Source organism: Casimicrobium huifangae (assembly GCF_009746125.1).
Lineage (GTDB): Bacteria > Pseudomonadota > Gammaproteobacteria > Burkholderiales > Casimicrobiaceae > Casimicrobium > Casimicrobium huifangae.
Genome location: NZ_CP041352.1, coordinates 491,342 through 508,647 on the forward strand (window position 1 = coordinate 491,342; position 17,306 = coordinate 508,647).

A 17,306-nucleotide genomic window follows, 5' to 3' on the forward strand; every position below is an offset into this window, starting at 1 on the left:
GTTCTGTTGTGCGAACGCAGAATATCGGAAAAATCCCGCCCGCAAGTGTCCCAATTGAGACAAGAAAAAACACTTCAGACCAACGGCACCTGTGTGGCGATCAGGTGCTACGCGACCGGAACCAATCCCGGTCGGTGTTGAGGGGGACTACTGCGGTTTGTACTCCGCGATTGCCCTGGCCAGCAGCTTGTATTCCTCGCAGTCCTTCCCGCAGAGACCATCCAGGGTGGCGAGTTCGGCGCGCGCTTTGGCAAGGTCATTGGTCCGCACGTAGGCAGCGCCGCGATAGCTGTGCGCGCCGCGATGATGTGGATCAAGCGCGAGGGCACGCTCGTAGGCAGCGAACGCCGCCTTATAGTCGCCCGCCCAGCGGCTTGAGTAGCCCAGCATGTTCCAGGCGTCGGCGTTCTTCGGGTCTTGCAGCGTGGCGCGGGTGAAGGCGTCCACCGCAGCTTTCCACTGTTTGGCTTCGACGGCCTGCTGACCAGCCACGTAGTCGGTAGACGCGGCGTTTTTGGCCGGGCTGGTTTCGGTGTCAGCAGCGTGTGACAGCGTGATGGAAGTGAGGGCGCCGAGCAATGCGGCGGCATGGCGAAATCGGGTGTTGGTGGTGGGCATGGTTTGCTCCGCGATGTGCGCGAGGGTACGCACTGGCGCACCCTCGGCATGGCTTATTCGTTGCGCGTCTTGATGTTGCCGAAGACCGTACGTTCCTTCTCAGCCTGACACTTGTCGCGCGCGCCGCGGTTGATGTCCATGCGCTGGCCGATGCCGCAGGGCAGGGCCGGCAGGCTCGACATCTGTTTGCCAGAGACGGTCTCGTAGCAGAGATCACCGCCGTCACTGGCCTCGGTCTTGCCCGCAACGTAGGCGGTGCCGGGCGGGCAGGCACGGCTGCCGACGTCGTCCCAGAACTTTTCGGTTTTGGCGCAAACAGCTTTGTCGCCGGAGACTTTCTGAATGTCAAATCCGGAGTCGCAGTAGGCGACTTCGCGGGCTTGTGCGCTGCCAAACAGGGCGATGGCAGCGAAAGTAGCGAGCAGATAGCGTTTCATGATGGTTGACTCCTGTAGTTCGTTCAAGTGATGTGGCGGTGGTGCCGGACGCACATCCGGCATGGGATGAACTTTAGAAGTGCAGACGCGGGCTGAACATACGCAGATTGCCGTAGAGCGGTTGCCGTATTGGCGTATGGAAAATCACCGGAGCATGGCAATCTCAGCCACAAAAAAAAGGGCCGCCCGCAGGCGGCCCCGTGTCGTGTGCCCGACGCTCAACCGCCGGGTGTCTGGCGCGAGCAGCGCGTCGCAGGCGGCAGTGACGGCGGTGGCGCCCAGCTGCGCTTCGTGGCCCATCGTCGCCCATACTGCGGCGCGCTGCGGCCTTCAGTCCTGCTTTGCTGCGTTGAGTGAAGCACGTCTGCTTGTTGCAACCGCGACGGCGGAAGGTATGTGCGCCCGGCAGCAAGGCAACAAATGATGGGCTAGCGCCGCCACCCGGTGCCGGTGCAGCCAGCGTTGGTGCATTTCAACGCACGTAGGCTCCGGTTCAGCGGGTCGTAATAAGCGAGTACCGGCAGCCCATCGTTGCCTACCGTGAGTGACAGGTGCAATCGGAAGCCATTCAAGGCGCCAGGCCCGACGGATCTCGGCAGCGTCACCGGCGTGCTCACTGACGCGATTGCCGCGCAATCGAAACTGGCGCAGCGGATCACCTTGATGGTACCCATTTCCGGATCGCCGATCGCAACGACTGGCAAACCATCGGCGCCGAGTGTGATGGCCAATGAGGTGTCGGCAGTGTTGAAGGCTGCGTAGTTTGCCACGACATTCACTGCCCCTGGTTGCAGCGTACTGCTGTTGTAGCAATTGGCGTCAGCACAGGCCGTCACGACGAAGCGCTTGTTGGTAAAGTCCAGATAGCTTGCGACCGGCAGCCCGGACGGCAACACGGCAAGCCCTGGCGCTAACTGGGAGGCCGTTGCGGACAGCGTACCGGTGGTGGTTGCGGTGCACTGCATTGTGGTGCATCGGGAGAACCGAAGATTGCCGTTGAATTGAGCCTGTACGACCAGCGGCACGCCGTCAGTCCCGATGGCAGTCGTCGGTGGACCGTCGGTGTTGGGTAGGATGGAGCCGGTGCCAGTGCAGGCCGGGTCAACACATTTGACGATCTTCAATCCATTGCTGACAAGTTCGGCCACCACCGGCAAGCCGTCACCGGCGATTGCGACTGAGGTGTACACGCCCGCGTTGAGACTGGTATCGACCGACGATACCGTCGCGCTGCCGCTGCAGTCCGCGTTGGCACACTTGGCGACCTTCAGGTACTTGGCGGTGCTGTCGGCATAGCTGATCACCGGCAGACCGTCGACGGGCACGGTGATTGAGGAGTAGCGGCCGACGTTGTTCGCGCTGTTGTCCACCGTGGTGACGACTGCGGTGCCCGTGCACGCAGGGTTCGCACATTTGGCGACCTTCAGGTTGCCGTTGGTCATATCGTAGTAGCTGATGACCGGGTTGCCATCCAGACCGATCGAGATGGCGTTGTATTGCCCGACGTCGGGTAAAGAGGGACCACCATCAATGAGCGTGTTGCTGCCGCTGGTCTGCGCCACTGTGCCAAACAGCTCGGCCTGCACGGCACGCAGTGCATAGGGCGCCGCAGCCAATGCCTGCCGTGGCGTCATCTCGCTGTCCCCGTTGATCGCTACACCGAGAAAATAAGGTCGGTCGAAACTCAGCGTGAGCGGGGTCACTGCGCCGATCTGCATGCTGAACACGCCGTTGCTGACGGCAACATTTTGGGTTTCGGTGAACAGCAGGTTGCCGCCACTGGCGGCGTCATAGAGCTTGACCACTACCGGCAATGCAGCGTTGTTCAGCGGCGCACCGTTAACCGTCGTGAGGTAGCCCTGGTAGTTGATCTTGCGCGGAATTTGCGCTTCACCGGTCGCAGGCAGGACCGCCGCTGCCAGCAACAGCAACGCGCAGGCCCAACTGGCCGTGATGACGGCGCTGCGACGAAGCAGCTGACTAATGGTGCAGATGCGCATGATGGAGACCCGTGAGAAGGATGGTTGCAACGAAGACTTCAAATGGGGGCAATAGCGGCAGTGACGTGGCTGTCATCACGGTAGCCAGGTAACGCCACATTCGCTGTTCAGGTAATCGCGAACGCTGGACCACGCAACGCTGTTTGTCGCAGCGCCGCTGGTGACGTTGGCCCCACGCATGCCGAACATCGCCCGCAACAGCATCACGCCATCGCTGGCTGCGGCAGCATTGCCGTCACCGTCAAGATCAAGGGCGGCAAGATGGACGAATGGCTCAATCCGTGCCGCTGTGGTGCGCGTGGCTCCGGCGCCAACAGCGCCAGCGATGAGGCTGTCGCCACTCAAACCGAGCAGCGCACGCAGGATGATTACCCCGTCGGTGAGCGCATTGACCGTTTGATCGCCATCCACATCAAGCACACAGCCTTGCCGAAGGCCCACGACAGCGCCCCAAAACCCTCCCCGGAGCCTGTAGTTGGCGCTGTTGGCGCGAAGTGGCAAGACCGCATCGCCGACCGAGGCGGACAACAGGTACTGGCTGGACGCTGAGGATGCCACCCCCGCGTTGGTGATCCCGGCCCACTCAACGTACTGCGCGCTGCTGGCAGCGCAAGCCTGCGCAATGCAGTACACGCTAATGAGCGCGACTACCGCCGAACGCAAAACCCTCATGCTCGCTCTCTTTTCGCGCGGCGCTGCCAGAGACCACCGGGCAGCGACTCAACATTGCCTGCCAGTTCGAGCAGGGTGAGTTCCGTCACCACCTGATCGATTGGCAGCGAGCTACGTGCAACCAGCGCGTCGACATCGATCGGTGTATGTTCGATGTACTCGAGTAACGGCGACATGCCGGTCGCTTCGTTGACGGTAGCCGCCGATTGCCCGGCAGCGGCGGAAGACGCTGCGCCCAACTGCAGCTCTTCAATCACATCCTGCGCCGTTTCCACCAGCTTCGCACCCTGCTTGATCAGGTGGTGGCAGCCCTTGTGGAACGTGGAGTGGATGGAGCCAGGAATCGCGAATACTTCTCTGCCCTGTTCGCCCGCGAGCCGGGCCGTGATCAGCGAGCCGGAGGCCATTGATGCCTCAACCACCAGCACACCTCGCGCGAGGCCGCTGATGATTCGGTTGCGGCGCGGGAAGTTCTCTGCCAGTGGTGGCGTGCCGAGCGGGTACTCGGAAAGTATCAAGCCCTGTTCGGCGATGCTGTGCGCCAGTACCTTGTTTTTGGCCGGATAGACGCGGTCGATGCCGGTGCCGACTACGGCAATGGTTGATCCGGCGGTGGCGGATTGTTTTGCCGCAGCGCGCAGCGCACCGGCGTGAGCGGCGGCGTCGATACCCTGCGCCAGCCCGGAGACGACGGTCACACCGCTGGCTGAGAACGCTTCGGCGAACGCCTCCGCGGTGTCGGTACCGCCCTGCGAGCAGTTGCGTGATCCGACCATTGCCAGCGCCGGCCGCTCAAGCAGGTCGAGACGGCCCTTGGCGAACAGGATGACCGGAGCGTCGCCACTTTCAAGCAGCAGCGCCGGAAAGGCCGGATGCGCCCAGGTCAGCAGATGCTGGTCTTCCGCTTCGTTGAGCCAGGCGAGCGCTGCGTCAATCAACGAAGCGGCGGTGCCGTCCGGCGCTGTGGTCAACGCGCGGGCGACGGCGTCACCGGCGATGCCTGCGATCGTGCTGGTGCTGGCAGCAAACAGCGTGTTGATGTCGCCCAGCTCACTCAGCAGCTTGTGCGCAACGCGGGCGCTGACGCCGCGGGTGAACGCCAGGCGCAGGAAGAGGGGATCGTCTGCGTGTATGGTCATCGATCAATTTTCTGCCAGGAGCGGATGCACGTCATGTCGGATGAAGACGACCGGTAGCCAAAAACGACAAAGGCACCGTGAGGTGCCTTTGCATTCGCCCGGCGCGCGCGTCAGGGGTTACGCACCGGATAGCCGGCGCGGACGTTGTCAACGCCCGAGTTCATCACCATCCCGTAGGACACGCCGTCGAACACGGTGAAAACGAACACCAGCGCGATGCGTTCCTCAGGGATTTGCAGCGTGACCGGTTCAGAGCCGGAAATCTTGGGCCAGCCCGGCACCCAGTTCATCGGATGTTCCTTGTAACGCGGGTTGGCGAAAGTTTCGGCCGACTTGTACACGGCCAGCACATGGCCGACTTCAAGGCCGTGCCGCTTGCCGAGATTGAGCGTGACCACGTTGGTCTTGCCCGCTTCCGACACGCCATTCGGCAGCGTCATCACGAAGCCTTCAACTTTGACTTCCGGGGCGTGCGGCACCCATGCCATTGTCTCGACGGGCGGCGCCGGGATCAGGTAGTCGCCGATCTGCACTTCCTGCTTTGAGGATACGATTTCCAGCCGGGCGACTTCGCCTTCACGCAACAGGCGGGCGTCGCCGAGATAGCTGGCTTCGTAGCCAATGATCTGGGGGTCGGGGTTGGCGTGATGCCAGCGGTACCACGGACGCGGCGCGATCGCCGGGTCACGCAACTCGCGGCCCTTGCGGAAGATCTGGAATACCTTGCCCATCGCCGGCTTCACGCCGACGGCGTAGATCGCGTCAGATTGCGAAAAGGCGACGCGCTCACCCACCGACTTCACCACTTGCGGCGCGTCGTCGAAGGTTTCCGCCCCAATCACCCGATTGCGCAGCATGAACGGTTCAATGTCTTCCGGCCGTATGGTCGGAATGGCCTGTTCGGCACGCGCTTCGGCGCGAATTTGCGGTGACAGGCGGACAACGCTGCCGGGGCCGACGTCGCCCGGCTGCTGGAGGTAGAGGCGCGGACCACCCGGTGCATTGGGATCGAACAGGATGACCTGACCGGGGTAAATCCAGTGCGGGTTCTTGATCTGGTCCTTGTTCAGACGCCAGACTTCAGGCCAGCGCCACGGCGTCTTCAGAAACTTGCCGGAAATTCCCCACAGCGTGTCGCCCTTCACCACCGTATGACTGCTGGGCGCATTCGCTTGCACCTGAACGGGGCCGGCGGCCGGGGCCGGCCCCGGTGTTGCCTGCGCGAGCGCCAGACCGGCGATCAGGCCAGTCGCAGCGGCTGCGAGCGCAGCAACGCCACGGCGGGGCTGCCGTTCACGGGATGAAGATTGCATGTGGTTCGTTAACATTCCGTATCCTGGCGAGTGGGTCGGGCGTGGCAAAAAAACAACGACGTTGTCATATGCTGTCACATCCAGCGGTTTCGGCCGGCTGTTTTGGCGCGTACGGACTCCACTGAATGCTTCGCAAACGCGCTAGAGCGCATCGCCGAATCAGGCAGGGGAGTCTGGAAACGCCGGAAAAGGCCCCAACCTTGAGAAATTACATGAAGATTGTGCAACCAGCCATCTGATTTGGCAAGTAAATGGCGCTTTTACCCATCCTCGAATACCCCGATGCGCGGCTAAAACGCATCGCCAGCCCGGTGACCGAGTTCACCCCGGCGATCAAGAAGCTTGTCAACGACATGGCCGAGACCATGTACGCCGCGCCGGGCATTGGCCTCGCGGCCACGCAGGTCGATGTCCACAAGCGAGTGATCGTGATCGACGTGTCGCAGGACAAGAGTGACCTCAAGGTCTTCATCAACCCCGAAATCATCGAAGCCGACGGCGAGATCGTTGGCGAAGAAGGTTGCCTGTCGGTGCCGCAGTATTACGACAACGTGCGCCGCGCCGCGCATGTGAAGGTGCGGGCGCAGGACGCCAGCGGCACACCGTTCGAACTGGAGGCGACCGAGCTGCTCGCGGTGTGCATCCAGCACGAGATGGATCATCTGAAAGGCATCGTGTTCGTCGATCATCTGTCGCAGTTGAAGCAGATGCGCGTCAAGAGCAAGATGATCAAGCGCCATCGCGAGGCTGCGCGCGCCTGAGCGCTGGCCGCCTGCTCTTCGCCCGGCTCGCAACCGAATCCAAACCGCCTCTGAATCGAGTTGTCATGCGCGTCGTTTTTGCCGGCACCCCTGAATTTGCGGCGCGCGCGCTGCGCGCACTGTTGCACGCCGGGCCGGATCACGGCCTGCATGTGGTGGCCGCGTACACCCAGCCTGATCGCCCCGCCGGTCGCGGCATGAAGCTCACCGCGTCGGCCGTGAAAGAAGTCGCGCTCGCGCATCACCTGCCAGTGCTGCAACCGGCTACCCTGCGCACGCCGGAGGCGGTGGCGGAGCTGGCCGCGCTGCAGCCGGACGTGATGGTAGTGGCGGCGTACGGCTTGATCCTGCCGCAGGCCATTCTTGACGTGCCGCGCCTCGGTTGCCTGAACATCCACGCGTCGCTGTTGCCACGCTGGCGCGGCGCGGCGCCGATCCACCGCGCGATCCTGGCGGGCGACGCCAAAACCGGGGTTGCCATCATGCAGATGGAGGCCGGGCTCGACACCGGCCCGGTGCTGCTGGAGACCTTTACGGCGATCGGCGCCCGTGAGACCACCGGTGAACTGCACGACCGTCTGGCCACCCTCGGCGCCGAGGCGATCGTGCATGTGCTCAGCCGTCTCAGCCGTGGCGAGGAGCTGGCGGCGGCCACGCAATCGACGCATGGCGTGACCTACGCCAACAAGGTGTCGCCCGAGGAAGCGCAGATCGACTGGTCGGCGAGCGCCGTCGAAATCGATCGCAAGGTGCGTGCGTTTAACCCCACGCCGGGTGCATGGACGACTTGGCACGGCGAAAAACTGAAAGTCTGGGCGACCGGTCTGGTGCCGGTGCCTTCCTGTCTCGGCAGTGAGCCGGGCAGCGTGACCGCCGCTGAAGGTGAGCACTTGCTTGTTTCTTGTGGCTCATCCGTACTTGCAGTCACCGAAATCCAGCGCGCTGGCGGCAAACGCATGGCGGTGGGGGCTTGGCTGCGCGGCGGCGGTCATCCAGCCGTTGGTGAACGTCTGGGCAACTAACGGCTCTGACCCAAGATGCCCATTCCAATTGGGCTCAAGGCCATATTGATTCGCAAGTCGACTTTCGACAAAAAGATGCCCTGAGCCCTTATTGAACAAGGGTTTCAGTCAAATCCTGCTGACGAAAATCACGTTATCGAGAGCCCCCACGGCTTGCGCTGCAGCAAGGCAACGGGGCGGGCGCCCGATATGATCGCGACGATGTTGCTGGAAACGCTCGATACCGCCCGTGACCTCGGTCGCCTGAACGAGATCGCTGGCGTCCTGCTGCGCCACGGCTTTGGCGATGCGGTGCGCCGGCTTGGTCTTGCTGATCGTCTGCAGCGCGCCGGTCATGTGCTCAACTGGGAGCACGCCGCCGATCTCGCGCGCATCGAGCCGCCCGTGCAGGTGCGCCGGCTTGGTCTTGCTGATCGTCTGCAGCGCGCCGGTCATGTGCTCAACTGGGAGCACGCCGCCGATCTCGCGCGCATCGAGCCGCCCGTGCAGGTGCGCCTCGCGATGGAGGAGCTGGGGCCGACTTTCGTCAAGCTCGGTCAGGTGCTGGCCGGACGCGCCGATCTGTTCGGCCCGGAATGGATTGCCGAATTCGAAAAGCTGCACAGCCACGTGCCGGCGTTGCCGCTGGACGCACTTCGCCCGCAGTTGCTTGAGGATCTGGGCGCCGAGCCGGAGGCGGTATTCGCCCGTTTCGAAATCGAGCCACTGGCTGCCGCGTCGATCGCGCAGGTGCATCGCGCTGCACTGGCCGACGGCACCGAGGTGATCGTCAAGATTCGCCGTCCAGGCATCGAGACCACCATCGAGTCCGACCTGCGACTGCTCGCCCGTCTCGCGGCGATGGCGGACGCGCAGATGCCGGCGCTCCGGCCCTATCGCCCGCAGCAGCTGGTGCGCGAGCTGGCGCGTTCGCTGAAGCGGGAACTCGATCTGGCGGCAGAGTGCCACAACGCCGAGCGCATGGCGAAGAATCTGGCAGCGCTGCCCGACATCGTGATCCCGCGCGTGCACTGGGCGTATACAAAGAAGCGCATCAATGTGCAGGACTTCATTGTCGGTGTGGCTGGCAGTGATCTGGCGCGGCTTGATGCCGAGGGCTTCGACCGCACGCTGCTCGCCAAGCGCGGCGCGCACGCTGTGCTGAAGATGATCGTCGAGGATGGCTTTTTTCACGCCGATCCGCACCCGGGCAACGTGTTCTATCTGCCGGTCAATCGCGTGGCCTTCATCGATTTCGGCATGGTCGGGCGGCTCTCCGAGCGGCGACGCGAGGAACTGCTGCAACTGCTGCTCGGCCTGGTCGAGCGGCAACCGCAGGCAGTGGCGGATGTACTGATGGACTGGACCGGCGATGATCACGGGCTCAACCTGTCGCTGATGGAGACCGAGATCGAGGCCTTCGTCGATCAGTACCACGACACACCACTTGCGAGTCTGAGCCTTGGCGGCATGCTCGGAGACGTCACCGCCATCCTGCGCGAACATCATCTCGCCCTGCCGTCGGACCTCGCGTTGCTGATCAAGGCCTTCATTTCTCTCGAAGGTATGGGCCGTGGTCTCGATCCCAATTTTCATATGGCCAGCGAGGCGCTGCCGCTGCTCCGGCAGGTCGTACGTGCGCGCTATCAGCCGAACGTCATGGCGCGACGAGGCTGGCAAACCATCCGCCGTGCGCTGGCGGTGGCCGAGCAATTGCCGCACGACATGTCGAAGCTGCTGCGTACCGCACGCCGCGGCCGCCTCAACGTCGGTCTGGAGCTGATCCACCTCAAGCGCGTGGGCGATCAGATCGATCGTGCGGCCAATCGCATGGCAGTCGCACTGGTGATCGCCGCGCTGATCATCGGCTCGTCGATTGTGATGACGGTGTCGGGCGGCCCGACCCTGTTCGGGTTGCCAGCCTTCGGGTTCCTTGGGTTTTGCGCTGCCGTCGTTGGCGGCATCTGGCTATTGCGTTCGATCTGGCGCAGCAACCGCGCCGATCGCGACGACGACGTTTAGCGCACTTGTCAGCCGTTGCGCTGCTTAGTCTGCATGTCTGGTCCCGAGTCTTTCACAATGCCCAGGCAGAGTAGCCTGGCGATACCGTGGTGCCGACACTGAACGTGGCGCGCCCGAGCCCGACACAGCACACCATCGTCGGTCGCTGCGCCTACGCTGCCGCCCGCGAAGCGGCAATCGCCAAAATTCGAGGCGCGAGCGATGACCCGCAAAGCGGTGGCAGGCTGCATCAAACTGCCGTCAGGACGCTGAGCTCTCGCGCTCCAGCGCGTCAACTTTCGCCGTGAGTTCATCGATTTGCTGGCGCAACGCGGCCAGCATTTCGCGCTGCACGTCAAACTCCTGCCGGGTCACCACGTCCATGCGGGCGAGGCCCGCGCTAAGTGTTGCGCGCAGGTTCTTCTGCAGGTCTTCACCGGGATTGCCGGCCAGCACAGCTTTAAGCTGTGCTGCAAGTTCATCGAGGGTCATGGGAAAAGTTTAGCAAACCACTGCTTTCGTCTTTCTCTGTGGTCGCCCCAAAACGGAGCGCGCGTTGCTGCTGCGCAGCAATCGGCACCAAAACGATGCCCAAGGCGCCCGGCCTGCGTGCCGTGACTGGTGCTGGTGCTGGCACGGCGTTTGCGAAGTGCTGCCCAGTCTTGCTGTTTTGACCTTTCCTCCAGGAGATTCACGATGAAACTAAAACGCACCCTCGTCACCACCGCAGTGACCAGCCTGCTCGCCAGCTTCGCGCTGGCGCAAACCCCTCCGGCGCCCGCTGCTGCGCCCGCTCCGGCACCGGCTCCCGAGCCAGCGCCGTTCTCGGTCAATATCGGTGTCGCCAGTTCCTATATCTATCGCGGCCTCAATCAGTCGGACTTCAAGCCGGCACTGCAAATCGGTGCCGACTACGCGCACTCGAGCGGCTTCTATATCGGTACCTGGGGCTCCAGCATCCGCTGGCTGAAGGACTACGGCATCAGCAGCGGCAGCGCCGAGATCGACCTCTATGCGGGGTACAAGGGCGAAGCCGGCCCGATCGCCTACGACGTCGGCGTGCTGCAGTACTTCTACACCGGCTCTGTCGCCCCCGGCGCCACCAAGCCCGACACCACCGAGCTCTACGTTGCCGGCACCTTCAAGATGTTCACGCTGAAGTACTCGCACGTGGTGTCGAAGTCGATCTTCGGTGTGGCGAATTCACGCAACAGCGGCTACCTTGACCTGACCGGCACCTTTCCGATCATGGACAACCTGACGCTGACGGCGCACGTGGGGCACCAGATTGTCAAGAACACCGGCGGCGCCGGCACCTACACCGACGGCAAGCTTGAACTTGGCTACGACTTCGGCAACGGCTTCGCGCTCTCCGGTGGCGTCACGGCAACCGATGCTGACAAGGGCTTCTACACCCCGCTCGGCAAGAAGTTCACCGGCAAGACAACGCCTTACGCGTTGATCAAGTACACCAAGTCGTTCTAAATCCAACCGGGGGAACCTGTCATGAAACTGGTTACTGCCATCATCAAACCGTTCAAGCTCGACGAGGTGCGTGAAGCCCTCGCCGGCGTGGGCGTGCAGGGCATCACCGTGACCGAAGTCAAGGGCTTCGGGCGCCAGAAGGGTCACACCGAGCTGTATCGCGGTGCCGAATACGTCGTCGACTTTTTGCCTAAGGTGAAAGTGGAAGTCGCGGTCAAAACCGAGCTCGTCGAGCGCGTGATCGAAGCCATCGAAAAGGCCGCCAACACCGGCAAGATCGGTGACGGCAAGATCTTCGTGTTCGAGGTCGAACAAGTTATCCGTATCCGCACCGGCGAAACCGGTCCGGACGCGCTCTAAGCGGGGGTCATCCAACATGAAACTACGTCTCTTTATCGGCGCCCTGTTTGCCGCGCTCTCGCTGGGTGCAAGCCATATCGCGGTCGCACAGGCCCCGGCTGCCACGCCAGCGCCAGCCGCCGAAGCCAAACCGGCTGACGCCAAACCGGCAGACGCGGCCAAGCCGGCCGAAGCGGCGCCAGCGGCAGCGGCGGCCCCCGCTGCTGCCGCGCCCGCGGCGCCTGCAGCCAAGGCTCCAGAACCCAACAAGGGCGACACCGCCTGGATGATGGTGTCGACGCTGCTGGTGATCATGATGACTGTGCCTGGTCTTGCCCTGTTCTATGGTGGTCTGGTGCGTTCCAAGAATGTGCTGTCAGTGCTGATGCAGGTGATGGTCACCTTCTCGCTGATCGTGGTGCTCTGGCTGATCTACGGCTACAGCTTCGCGTTCACCGAGGGCAATGCCTTCTTCGGCGGCACCTCTCGGCTGTTCGGCAAGGGCCTGTTCGACAACATCGCCGGTACCTTCGCCACCGCTGCAACGTTCAGCAAGGGCGTGGTCATTCCCGAGATCGTGTTCATGGCGTTCCAGGCGACGTTTGCCGGCATCACCTGCGCACTGATCGTTGGTGCCTTCGCCGAACGCATGAAGTTCTCGGCTGTGCTGATCTTCATGGTCATCTGGTTCACCTTCAGCTACATCCCGATCGCCCACATGGTCTGGTTCTGGCCGGGTCCGGATGCCTACACCGATGCCAAGCTGGTTGATGGTCTCAACGCCACCGCCGGCAAGATCTGGCAATGGGGCGCGCTCGACTTCGCGGGCGGCACCGTGGTGCACATCAACGCCGGTGTCGCCGGTCTGGTTGGTGCTTATCTGGTCGGCAAGCGTGTCGGTTACGGCAAGGAAGCCTTCCCGCCGCACTCGCTGACGCTCACCATGGTCGGTGCCTCGTTGCTGTGGGTGGGCTGGTTCGGCTTCAACGCTGGCTCGGCGCTCGAAGCCAACGGTACGGCCGGTCTCGCCTTCATGAACACCTTCGTTGCAACCGCTGCGGCAGTGATGTCGTGGATCCTTGCTGAGTGGTTCCTCAAGGGCAAGCCCTCGATGCTGGGTGCCGCCTCGGGCGCCGTCGCGGGGCTCGTTGCGATTACTCCTGCTGCTGGCAACGTGGGCCTGATGGGCGCACTGATTATCGGCATCCTGGTAGGCCCGCTCTGCCTGTGGGGTGTGTCTGGCCTGAAGAAGATGCTCAAGGCTGACGATGCGCTTGATGTGTTCGGTGTCCATGCGCTGGGCGGCATCTTCGGTGCACTGGCAACGGGCATCTTCAACAGCCCGAACCTGGGTGGCCCGAGCTTCGTGGCCGATTGGGTGAAGATGGAAATGACCAAGCCGGCGGACTACTCGGTCATGGGCCAGCTCATCATCCAGGCCAAGGGCGTCGGGCTCACCATCGTGTGGACGGCTGTGGTTGCCTTCATCGCGTTCAAGATCGCTGATCTGATCGTCGGTCTGCGGGTCAGCGATGATGAGCAGCGCGAAGGCCTCGACATCGTGTCGCACGGCGAAAGCGCCTACAACCGCTAGTCGTTGCAACGACTCGAAAGCCCCCGGGTTCCTCAGCCGGGGGTGGACGACAAAGGCCCGCTTCGGCGGGCCTTTTGTTTTTTGAGACGTTGCGACCAGCAGATGGCAACAAGTCCGTCGCCCACGCCTCGCCGCCGTACGTCGTCCTGTCACGCATCCCGTCGCCGCTGCCGCGTGCCGGTCGCCCGCAGGTATTGACGGTCAACACTTGCGCGTATGGTCCGTTGTTTGGGCGCTGGGCATCACCCGATGCCATTGTCCGCCCAGGAGGGACCATGAGATATCTACTGTTGCTGATTGCCTGGTGCATCCTGTTCGTGCTGAGTTGGCCCATTGCCCTGCTGGCGCTGGTGTTGTGGCCCATCTTCTGGTTGCTGAGCTTGCCGTTCCGCCTGATTGGAATCACCTTCGACGCACTGTTTGCACTGCTCAAGGCCATCCTTTTGCTGCCGGCGCGATTGTTCGGCTACCGCGCCAGGTCATAAAGCGCCGCACTGCCGACGGGAGGTCGTCAAAGCTTGATCTGGCTGCTCGCAAACGGCGCCGATTGTTGCTATAAACCGGCAAACGTTTTGCCGCGCGGCGATTGGGGGAGATGGTGATGCGAGTTTGTCTGGCCGGGCGCCATGCGCCTGCACTCCTGCGGATGGTGGCAGTCCTGCTGGGGGCTATGACCTTTTCCGCTGCATCGTCGTCGGCGAACCTCTATGTGACCACCACTGGTAACAACGCGGGCAATTGCCAGACGCTGGGTGCACCCTGTCTCACGATTGCCTATGCGTTGTCGCAGGCGGCGGCCGGCGACACGATCAATATTGGTGGTGGCACTTTCACCGAAGAGTTGACCATCAGCAAAAGCGTCGTGCTGAATGGCGCCGGCATGGCCAGCACGATCATCAAGGCGCCCGCAGTACTGACCAGCAATCCGGCTGTGCCGGGTGGCAGCCCGGGCCAGCAGACCACCATCGTTTTCGTCACCGGCGCGACCACCTCCGCCACCATCCAGAACCTGCAGATTCAGGGGCCGGGTTCCAGCACCTGCGGCTCGATCGGCTATGGCATCTTTGCCGGGGGTGGTGCCAATCTCACGCTCAGCAACAACCATGTGCTGATGATTCGCGACATCTCGCCGCCCTTGAGCAGTTGCCAGAACGGCTCGGCGATCCGTTACGGCGCGCCGAGCACCTCACAGTCTGCCAGTGGCAGCATCAGCAACAACATCATCGACACCTATCAGAAGAACGGCATCACGCTGTCCAACACCGGGACCGTAGTGACGGTGACTGGCAGCAGTGTGACGGGCGAGCTGCCACCGCCCAATACTGCGCAAAACGGCATCCAGATCAGCAGCGGCGCGATCGCCACGGTCAGCAACAATATCGTCAGCAACAACCAGTGTGGTGCCGTCGGCTGCGGGCCAGGCGTCGCTGATGTCTGGGCGACGGGTATTCTGCTGTTTGACGCTGGCGCCGGGACAGCCATCAACAACAACGCGATCTCCGGTAATGACGGCGGCCTGGTGGCAGTTGCCACCACGGTCGGCCAGAGCTTTTCCGCCAGTGGCAATACCTTTTCAGCCAACCGTTACGCCAACATTCTGGCCAGCGCGCTGACGCTCAACCTCACTGGCAACACGATCACCGGCAGCAACTGGGGGGTGGTTGCCCAGGCGTCGAGTCCGGCCAATACGGTGGTCAATCTGTCCGGTGGCAATGTGGTCAGTCAGGCGGCAGCCGCCGGTCTCACCGTATTCGACGACAACCTGGCCGATGCCTTTGCCGCCACCATCCAGGGCAGTGGCAACCAGTTTGTCAACAATGCAGTCGGTGCTGCCAATACGCCGGTTCAGGGGACGGTGAGCCTGGCGTGCAACTGGTGGGGCAGTCCTTATGGCCCGATCAATCCGGCGAACCCGCTGGGCCAGGGCAACCCGGCGACGGTGAATACGACATTCACCAATTGGGCAATCGACAACACCACGTTTGCCTGCACCGGGAATCCGCAGAACAACATTCTCCTGGCGTCGCCACAGATACCGGTGCCAACCTTGCACCCCATATTGCTTGCGGCTTTGGTGCTGACGCTCGCCATCTTCGCCGCCGCCGGTGTGCCCCGCAGGCGGCGCTGAGCGAACCCGCCGTTCAATCCTTACCCAGCCAGCTACTCCGATGCCGCATTCAGCCAATACCCTGCTCTGGAACGCCCGCCTGCTGCTCGTAGAGCGCGCGACCGAAGATGCGCATGCCTGTGCGGAGTGGTACTCGCAACTGCTTGGTGATCCGGTGGAGCAGGTGGCAGACGATGTCTGGCAAGTGCGCGGCGCTGATCGCTGGATGCTGTTTCGCACTGGTACGCCAAAGACCGTGCCGCTGGTGGTCTATGCCTTTCCCGGCGTCGAGCAGTGGGCGGCCTATCGGGCGCAATTGCAGACCATGGCGATTGAGCTGCACCCGGTCGCGGCCGGTCTGGCGGCCATCGTCGGTGACAACGCCTTCGGTCTGCGTGACCCGGATCGTCGTATGGTTGTCTTCTGCGTTGCACCGCAAACCGAAGCCGCGCCACCGGAAGTCGCCGAGTATCTGCCAGCCCGTCTTCAGCACTTCGTGGTTGCTTCAACGCAGACGGTTGCCATGCTTGAGTTCTATCGCGATGCGCTGGGCTTCATCGAGTCGGACCGCGTGGTCGACAACGACGGCGATCTGTCATCGGCGTTCATGCGCTCCGACGCCGAGCATCACAGTTTCGCGGTGTTCCGGGCGCCACAGCCGGGGCCTGATCATCACGCCTATGAAGTACCGAACTGGAACGCGATCCGCGACTGGGCCGATCACTGCGGCGACCTGGAAATCCCCATCTGGTGGGGCCCGGGGCGGCATGGCGTCGGCAACAACCTGTTCTTCATGATCGAAGATCCGGACGGCTACAAGGTCGAATTCTCGGCCGAGCTTGAGCAGATGACGGCCGATCAGGCCTATCGCGAGTGGCCGCACGGGCCGCGGGCGCTCAACCTGTGGGGCAACGCCTGGATGCGCAGCTAGCACGTCCCGGACCACGCCGGGGCGTGACCTGATGTACGGGCGACCGTAGCGCGATGGTGCCAAACCCCGGCTTCTTCCGCATTGCTATTCCCAGCCGTCAATCTCGCAGTTCGAGCGATCTTTAGTTTACGCTGTAAGATTGTGGCTTTGATCCAATGAAATTTTGATGATGTCGCAACGCTTGGCACCCGGCCTGACTGCGCTCGTGTTCTTCGCCACCAACCCGATCACCATCTCCGCCGCGCAAGCGGTCGACACTCAGTTCGAAGAAGTCATCGTCAAGAGCCCGAAGAACGCGGCGATGATGCCGTACGATGACGTCTACGTTCGCCTGAAGCGGATGGAGGAATCGAAGCTCGACCGGGTGCGTATGCAGATCAAGGTGACGCCGAAGGATGAGTCGGTCAAACTTGCCGATGTACGGGTGGCCATCGTCAACGACGCCACCAGCCTGCCGGTGCGGCTTGGTGCCGACGGCACGGTCACAGTGCCGATGCGTGCCGAGCTGTACAAGACCGACGCCGAGATTCGCAGCAATCAGCCGAAGGGCAGTCTGGCCGCGTCGCTCACGCTGGCCGTTGCGTGGTCGGGCGGGCAGGAGATTCCGTACTATGAAATCGAAGAAACGGTGCGGCAATTGCAAACTGCGGGCAAGGACTTGCTCGGCTGGTTCGGCTATATGCTGTTTTTCCCCTCGTTGAGCAACTTCGAAGTGCCGCTGCAATATCCCGAGCCGCGCGGGCAGACGATGCGGGTGGTGAAGGACGGCAAGACGCTTGAAACCTTCACTGCCGATGAGAAGGGGGTGCTCAAGTTCAAGCTGAAGCCGGGCTGGGCACAGTTGCAGCCGACGCTGGTATTCAGCGAGGCGCCGCCGAAGCTTTGATGGCGGTTGTGGCAGACGGCAT

At 62.7% G+C, this 17,306-nt stretch carries 17 protein-coding genes; 10 read left to right on the forward strand and 7 right to left on the reverse strand.

Annotated elements, in window-relative coordinates:
• Positions 1-147: 147 nt before the first annotated feature.
• The 6 genes from FKL89_RS02225 to FKL89_RS02250 all read right to left on the reverse strand — a co-directional run bounded on the left by FKL89_RS02225 (position 148) and on the right by FKL89_RS02250 (position 6,179).
• Positions 148-618, reverse strand: coding sequence for a tetratricopeptide repeat protein (locus tag FKL89_RS02225; protein WP_156861093.1), 471 nt, complete (start codon positions 616-618; stop codon positions 148-150).
• A 53-nt stretch (positions 619-671) separates the two neighbouring features.
• A complete protein-coding gene (locus tag FKL89_RS02230; protein ID WP_156861094.1) occupies positions 672-1,055 on the reverse strand; it encodes a hypothetical protein in 384 nt (127 codons plus the stop codon).
• Between the two features lie 428 nt (positions 1,056-1,483).
• Positions 1,484-3,055 (reverse strand): hypothetical protein, encoded by a 1,572-nt coding sequence (locus FKL89_RS02235; RefSeq protein ID WP_156861095.1) that lies wholly within the window; start codon positions 3,053-3,055, stop codon positions 1,484-1,486.
• Between the two features lie 75 nt (positions 3,056-3,130).
• The gene (locus FKL89_RS02240; RefSeq protein WP_156861096.1) at positions 3,131-3,727 is read right to left on the reverse strand and encodes a hypothetical protein; all 597 of its coding nucleotides are present in this window, start codon (positions 3,725-3,727) and stop codon (positions 3,131-3,133) included.
• Entirely contained in the window at positions 3,724-4,866 is a 1,143-nt protein-coding gene (dprA, locus tag FKL89_RS02245; protein WP_156861097.1) for a DNA-processing protein DprA, read from the reverse strand. Before dprA ends, FKL89_RS02240 begins: the two co-directional genes overlap by 4 nt.
• Before the next feature lie 110 nt (positions 4,867-4,976).
• Positions 4,977-6,179, reverse strand: coding sequence for a LysM peptidoglycan-binding domain-containing protein (locus FKL89_RS02250; protein WP_162527362.1), 1,203 nt, complete (start codon positions 6,177-6,179; stop codon positions 4,977-4,979).
• Between the two features lie 251 nt (positions 6,180-6,430).
• On the opposite strand from FKL89_RS02250, the gene def reads away from it, so the two are divergent.
• The 3 genes from def to FKL89_RS02265 all read left to right on the forward strand — a co-directional run bounded on the left by def (position 6,431) and on the right by FKL89_RS02265 (position 9,963).
• Positions 6,431-6,940, forward strand: coding sequence for a peptide deformylase (def, locus tag FKL89_RS02255; protein ID WP_156861099.1), 510 nt, complete (start codon positions 6,431-6,433; stop codon positions 6,938-6,940).
• A 65-nt stretch (positions 6,941-7,005) separates the two neighbouring features.
• Positions 7,006-7,962: a methionyl-tRNA formyltransferase gene (fmt, locus tag FKL89_RS02260; RefSeq protein WP_156861100.1), complete on the forward strand. Its 957-nt coding sequence runs from the start codon at positions 7,006-7,008 to the stop codon at positions 7,960-7,962.
• Between the two features lie 201 nt (positions 7,963-8,163).
• Complete coding sequence (locus FKL89_RS02265) at positions 8,164-9,963, forward strand: ABC1 kinase family protein (protein WP_156864510.1); 1,800 nt, start codon at positions 8,164-8,166, stop codon at positions 9,961-9,963.
• A 240-nt stretch (positions 9,964-10,203) separates the two neighbouring features.
• Here the strand turns inward: FKL89_RS02265 and FKL89_RS02270 are convergent, their stop codons facing one another.
• Entirely contained in the window at positions 10,204-10,434 is a 231-nt protein-coding gene (locus FKL89_RS02270; protein WP_156861101.1) for an accessory factor UbiK family protein, read from the reverse strand.
• Between the two features lie 204 nt (positions 10,435-10,638).
• Between FKL89_RS02270 and FKL89_RS02275 the strand changes: the two genes are divergently transcribed.
• The 7 genes from FKL89_RS02275 (at position 10,639) to FKL89_RS02305 (ending at position 17,284) form a co-directional block, all read left to right on the forward strand.
• Positions 10,639-11,427, forward strand: a complete 789-nt coding sequence (locus FKL89_RS02275; protein ID WP_156861102.1) for a TorF family putative porin — start codon at positions 10,639-10,641, stop codon at positions 11,425-11,427.
• 21 nt (positions 11,428-11,448) lie between these two features.
• Entirely contained in the window at positions 11,449-11,787 is a 339-nt protein-coding gene (gene glnK, locus FKL89_RS02280; RefSeq protein WP_156861103.1) for a P-II family nitrogen regulator, read from the forward strand.
• A 16-nt stretch (positions 11,788-11,803) separates the two neighbouring features.
• On the forward strand, positions 11,804-13,360 hold the full coding sequence (locus FKL89_RS02285; RefSeq protein ID WP_156861104.1) for an ammonium transporter: 1,557 nt from the start codon (positions 11,804-11,806) through the stop codon (positions 13,358-13,360).
• A 275-nt stretch (positions 13,361-13,635) separates the two neighbouring features.
• A complete protein-coding gene (locus FKL89_RS02290) occupies positions 13,636-13,845 on the forward strand; it encodes a hypothetical protein (protein WP_156861105.1) in 210 nt (69 codons plus the stop codon).
• Between the two features lie 185 nt (positions 13,846-14,030).
• Positions 14,031-15,488, forward strand: a complete 1,458-nt coding sequence (locus tag FKL89_RS02295) for a right-handed parallel beta-helix repeat-containing protein (RefSeq protein ID WP_162527363.1) — start codon at positions 14,031-14,033, stop codon at positions 15,486-15,488.
• A gap of 40 nt (positions 15,489-15,528) precedes the next feature.
• Positions 15,529-16,398 carry a VOC family protein gene (locus FKL89_RS02300; RefSeq protein WP_156861107.1) on the forward strand — a complete coding sequence of 290 codons (870 nt, stop codon included), beginning with the start codon at positions 15,529-15,531 and terminating at the stop codon, positions 16,396-16,398.
• A 166-nt stretch (positions 16,399-16,564) separates the two neighbouring features.
• A complete protein-coding gene (locus FKL89_RS02305) occupies positions 16,565-17,284 on the forward strand; it encodes a DUF2987 domain-containing protein (RefSeq protein ID WP_156861108.1) in 720 nt (239 codons plus the stop codon).
• Positions 17,285-17,306: the final 22 nt, after the last annotated feature.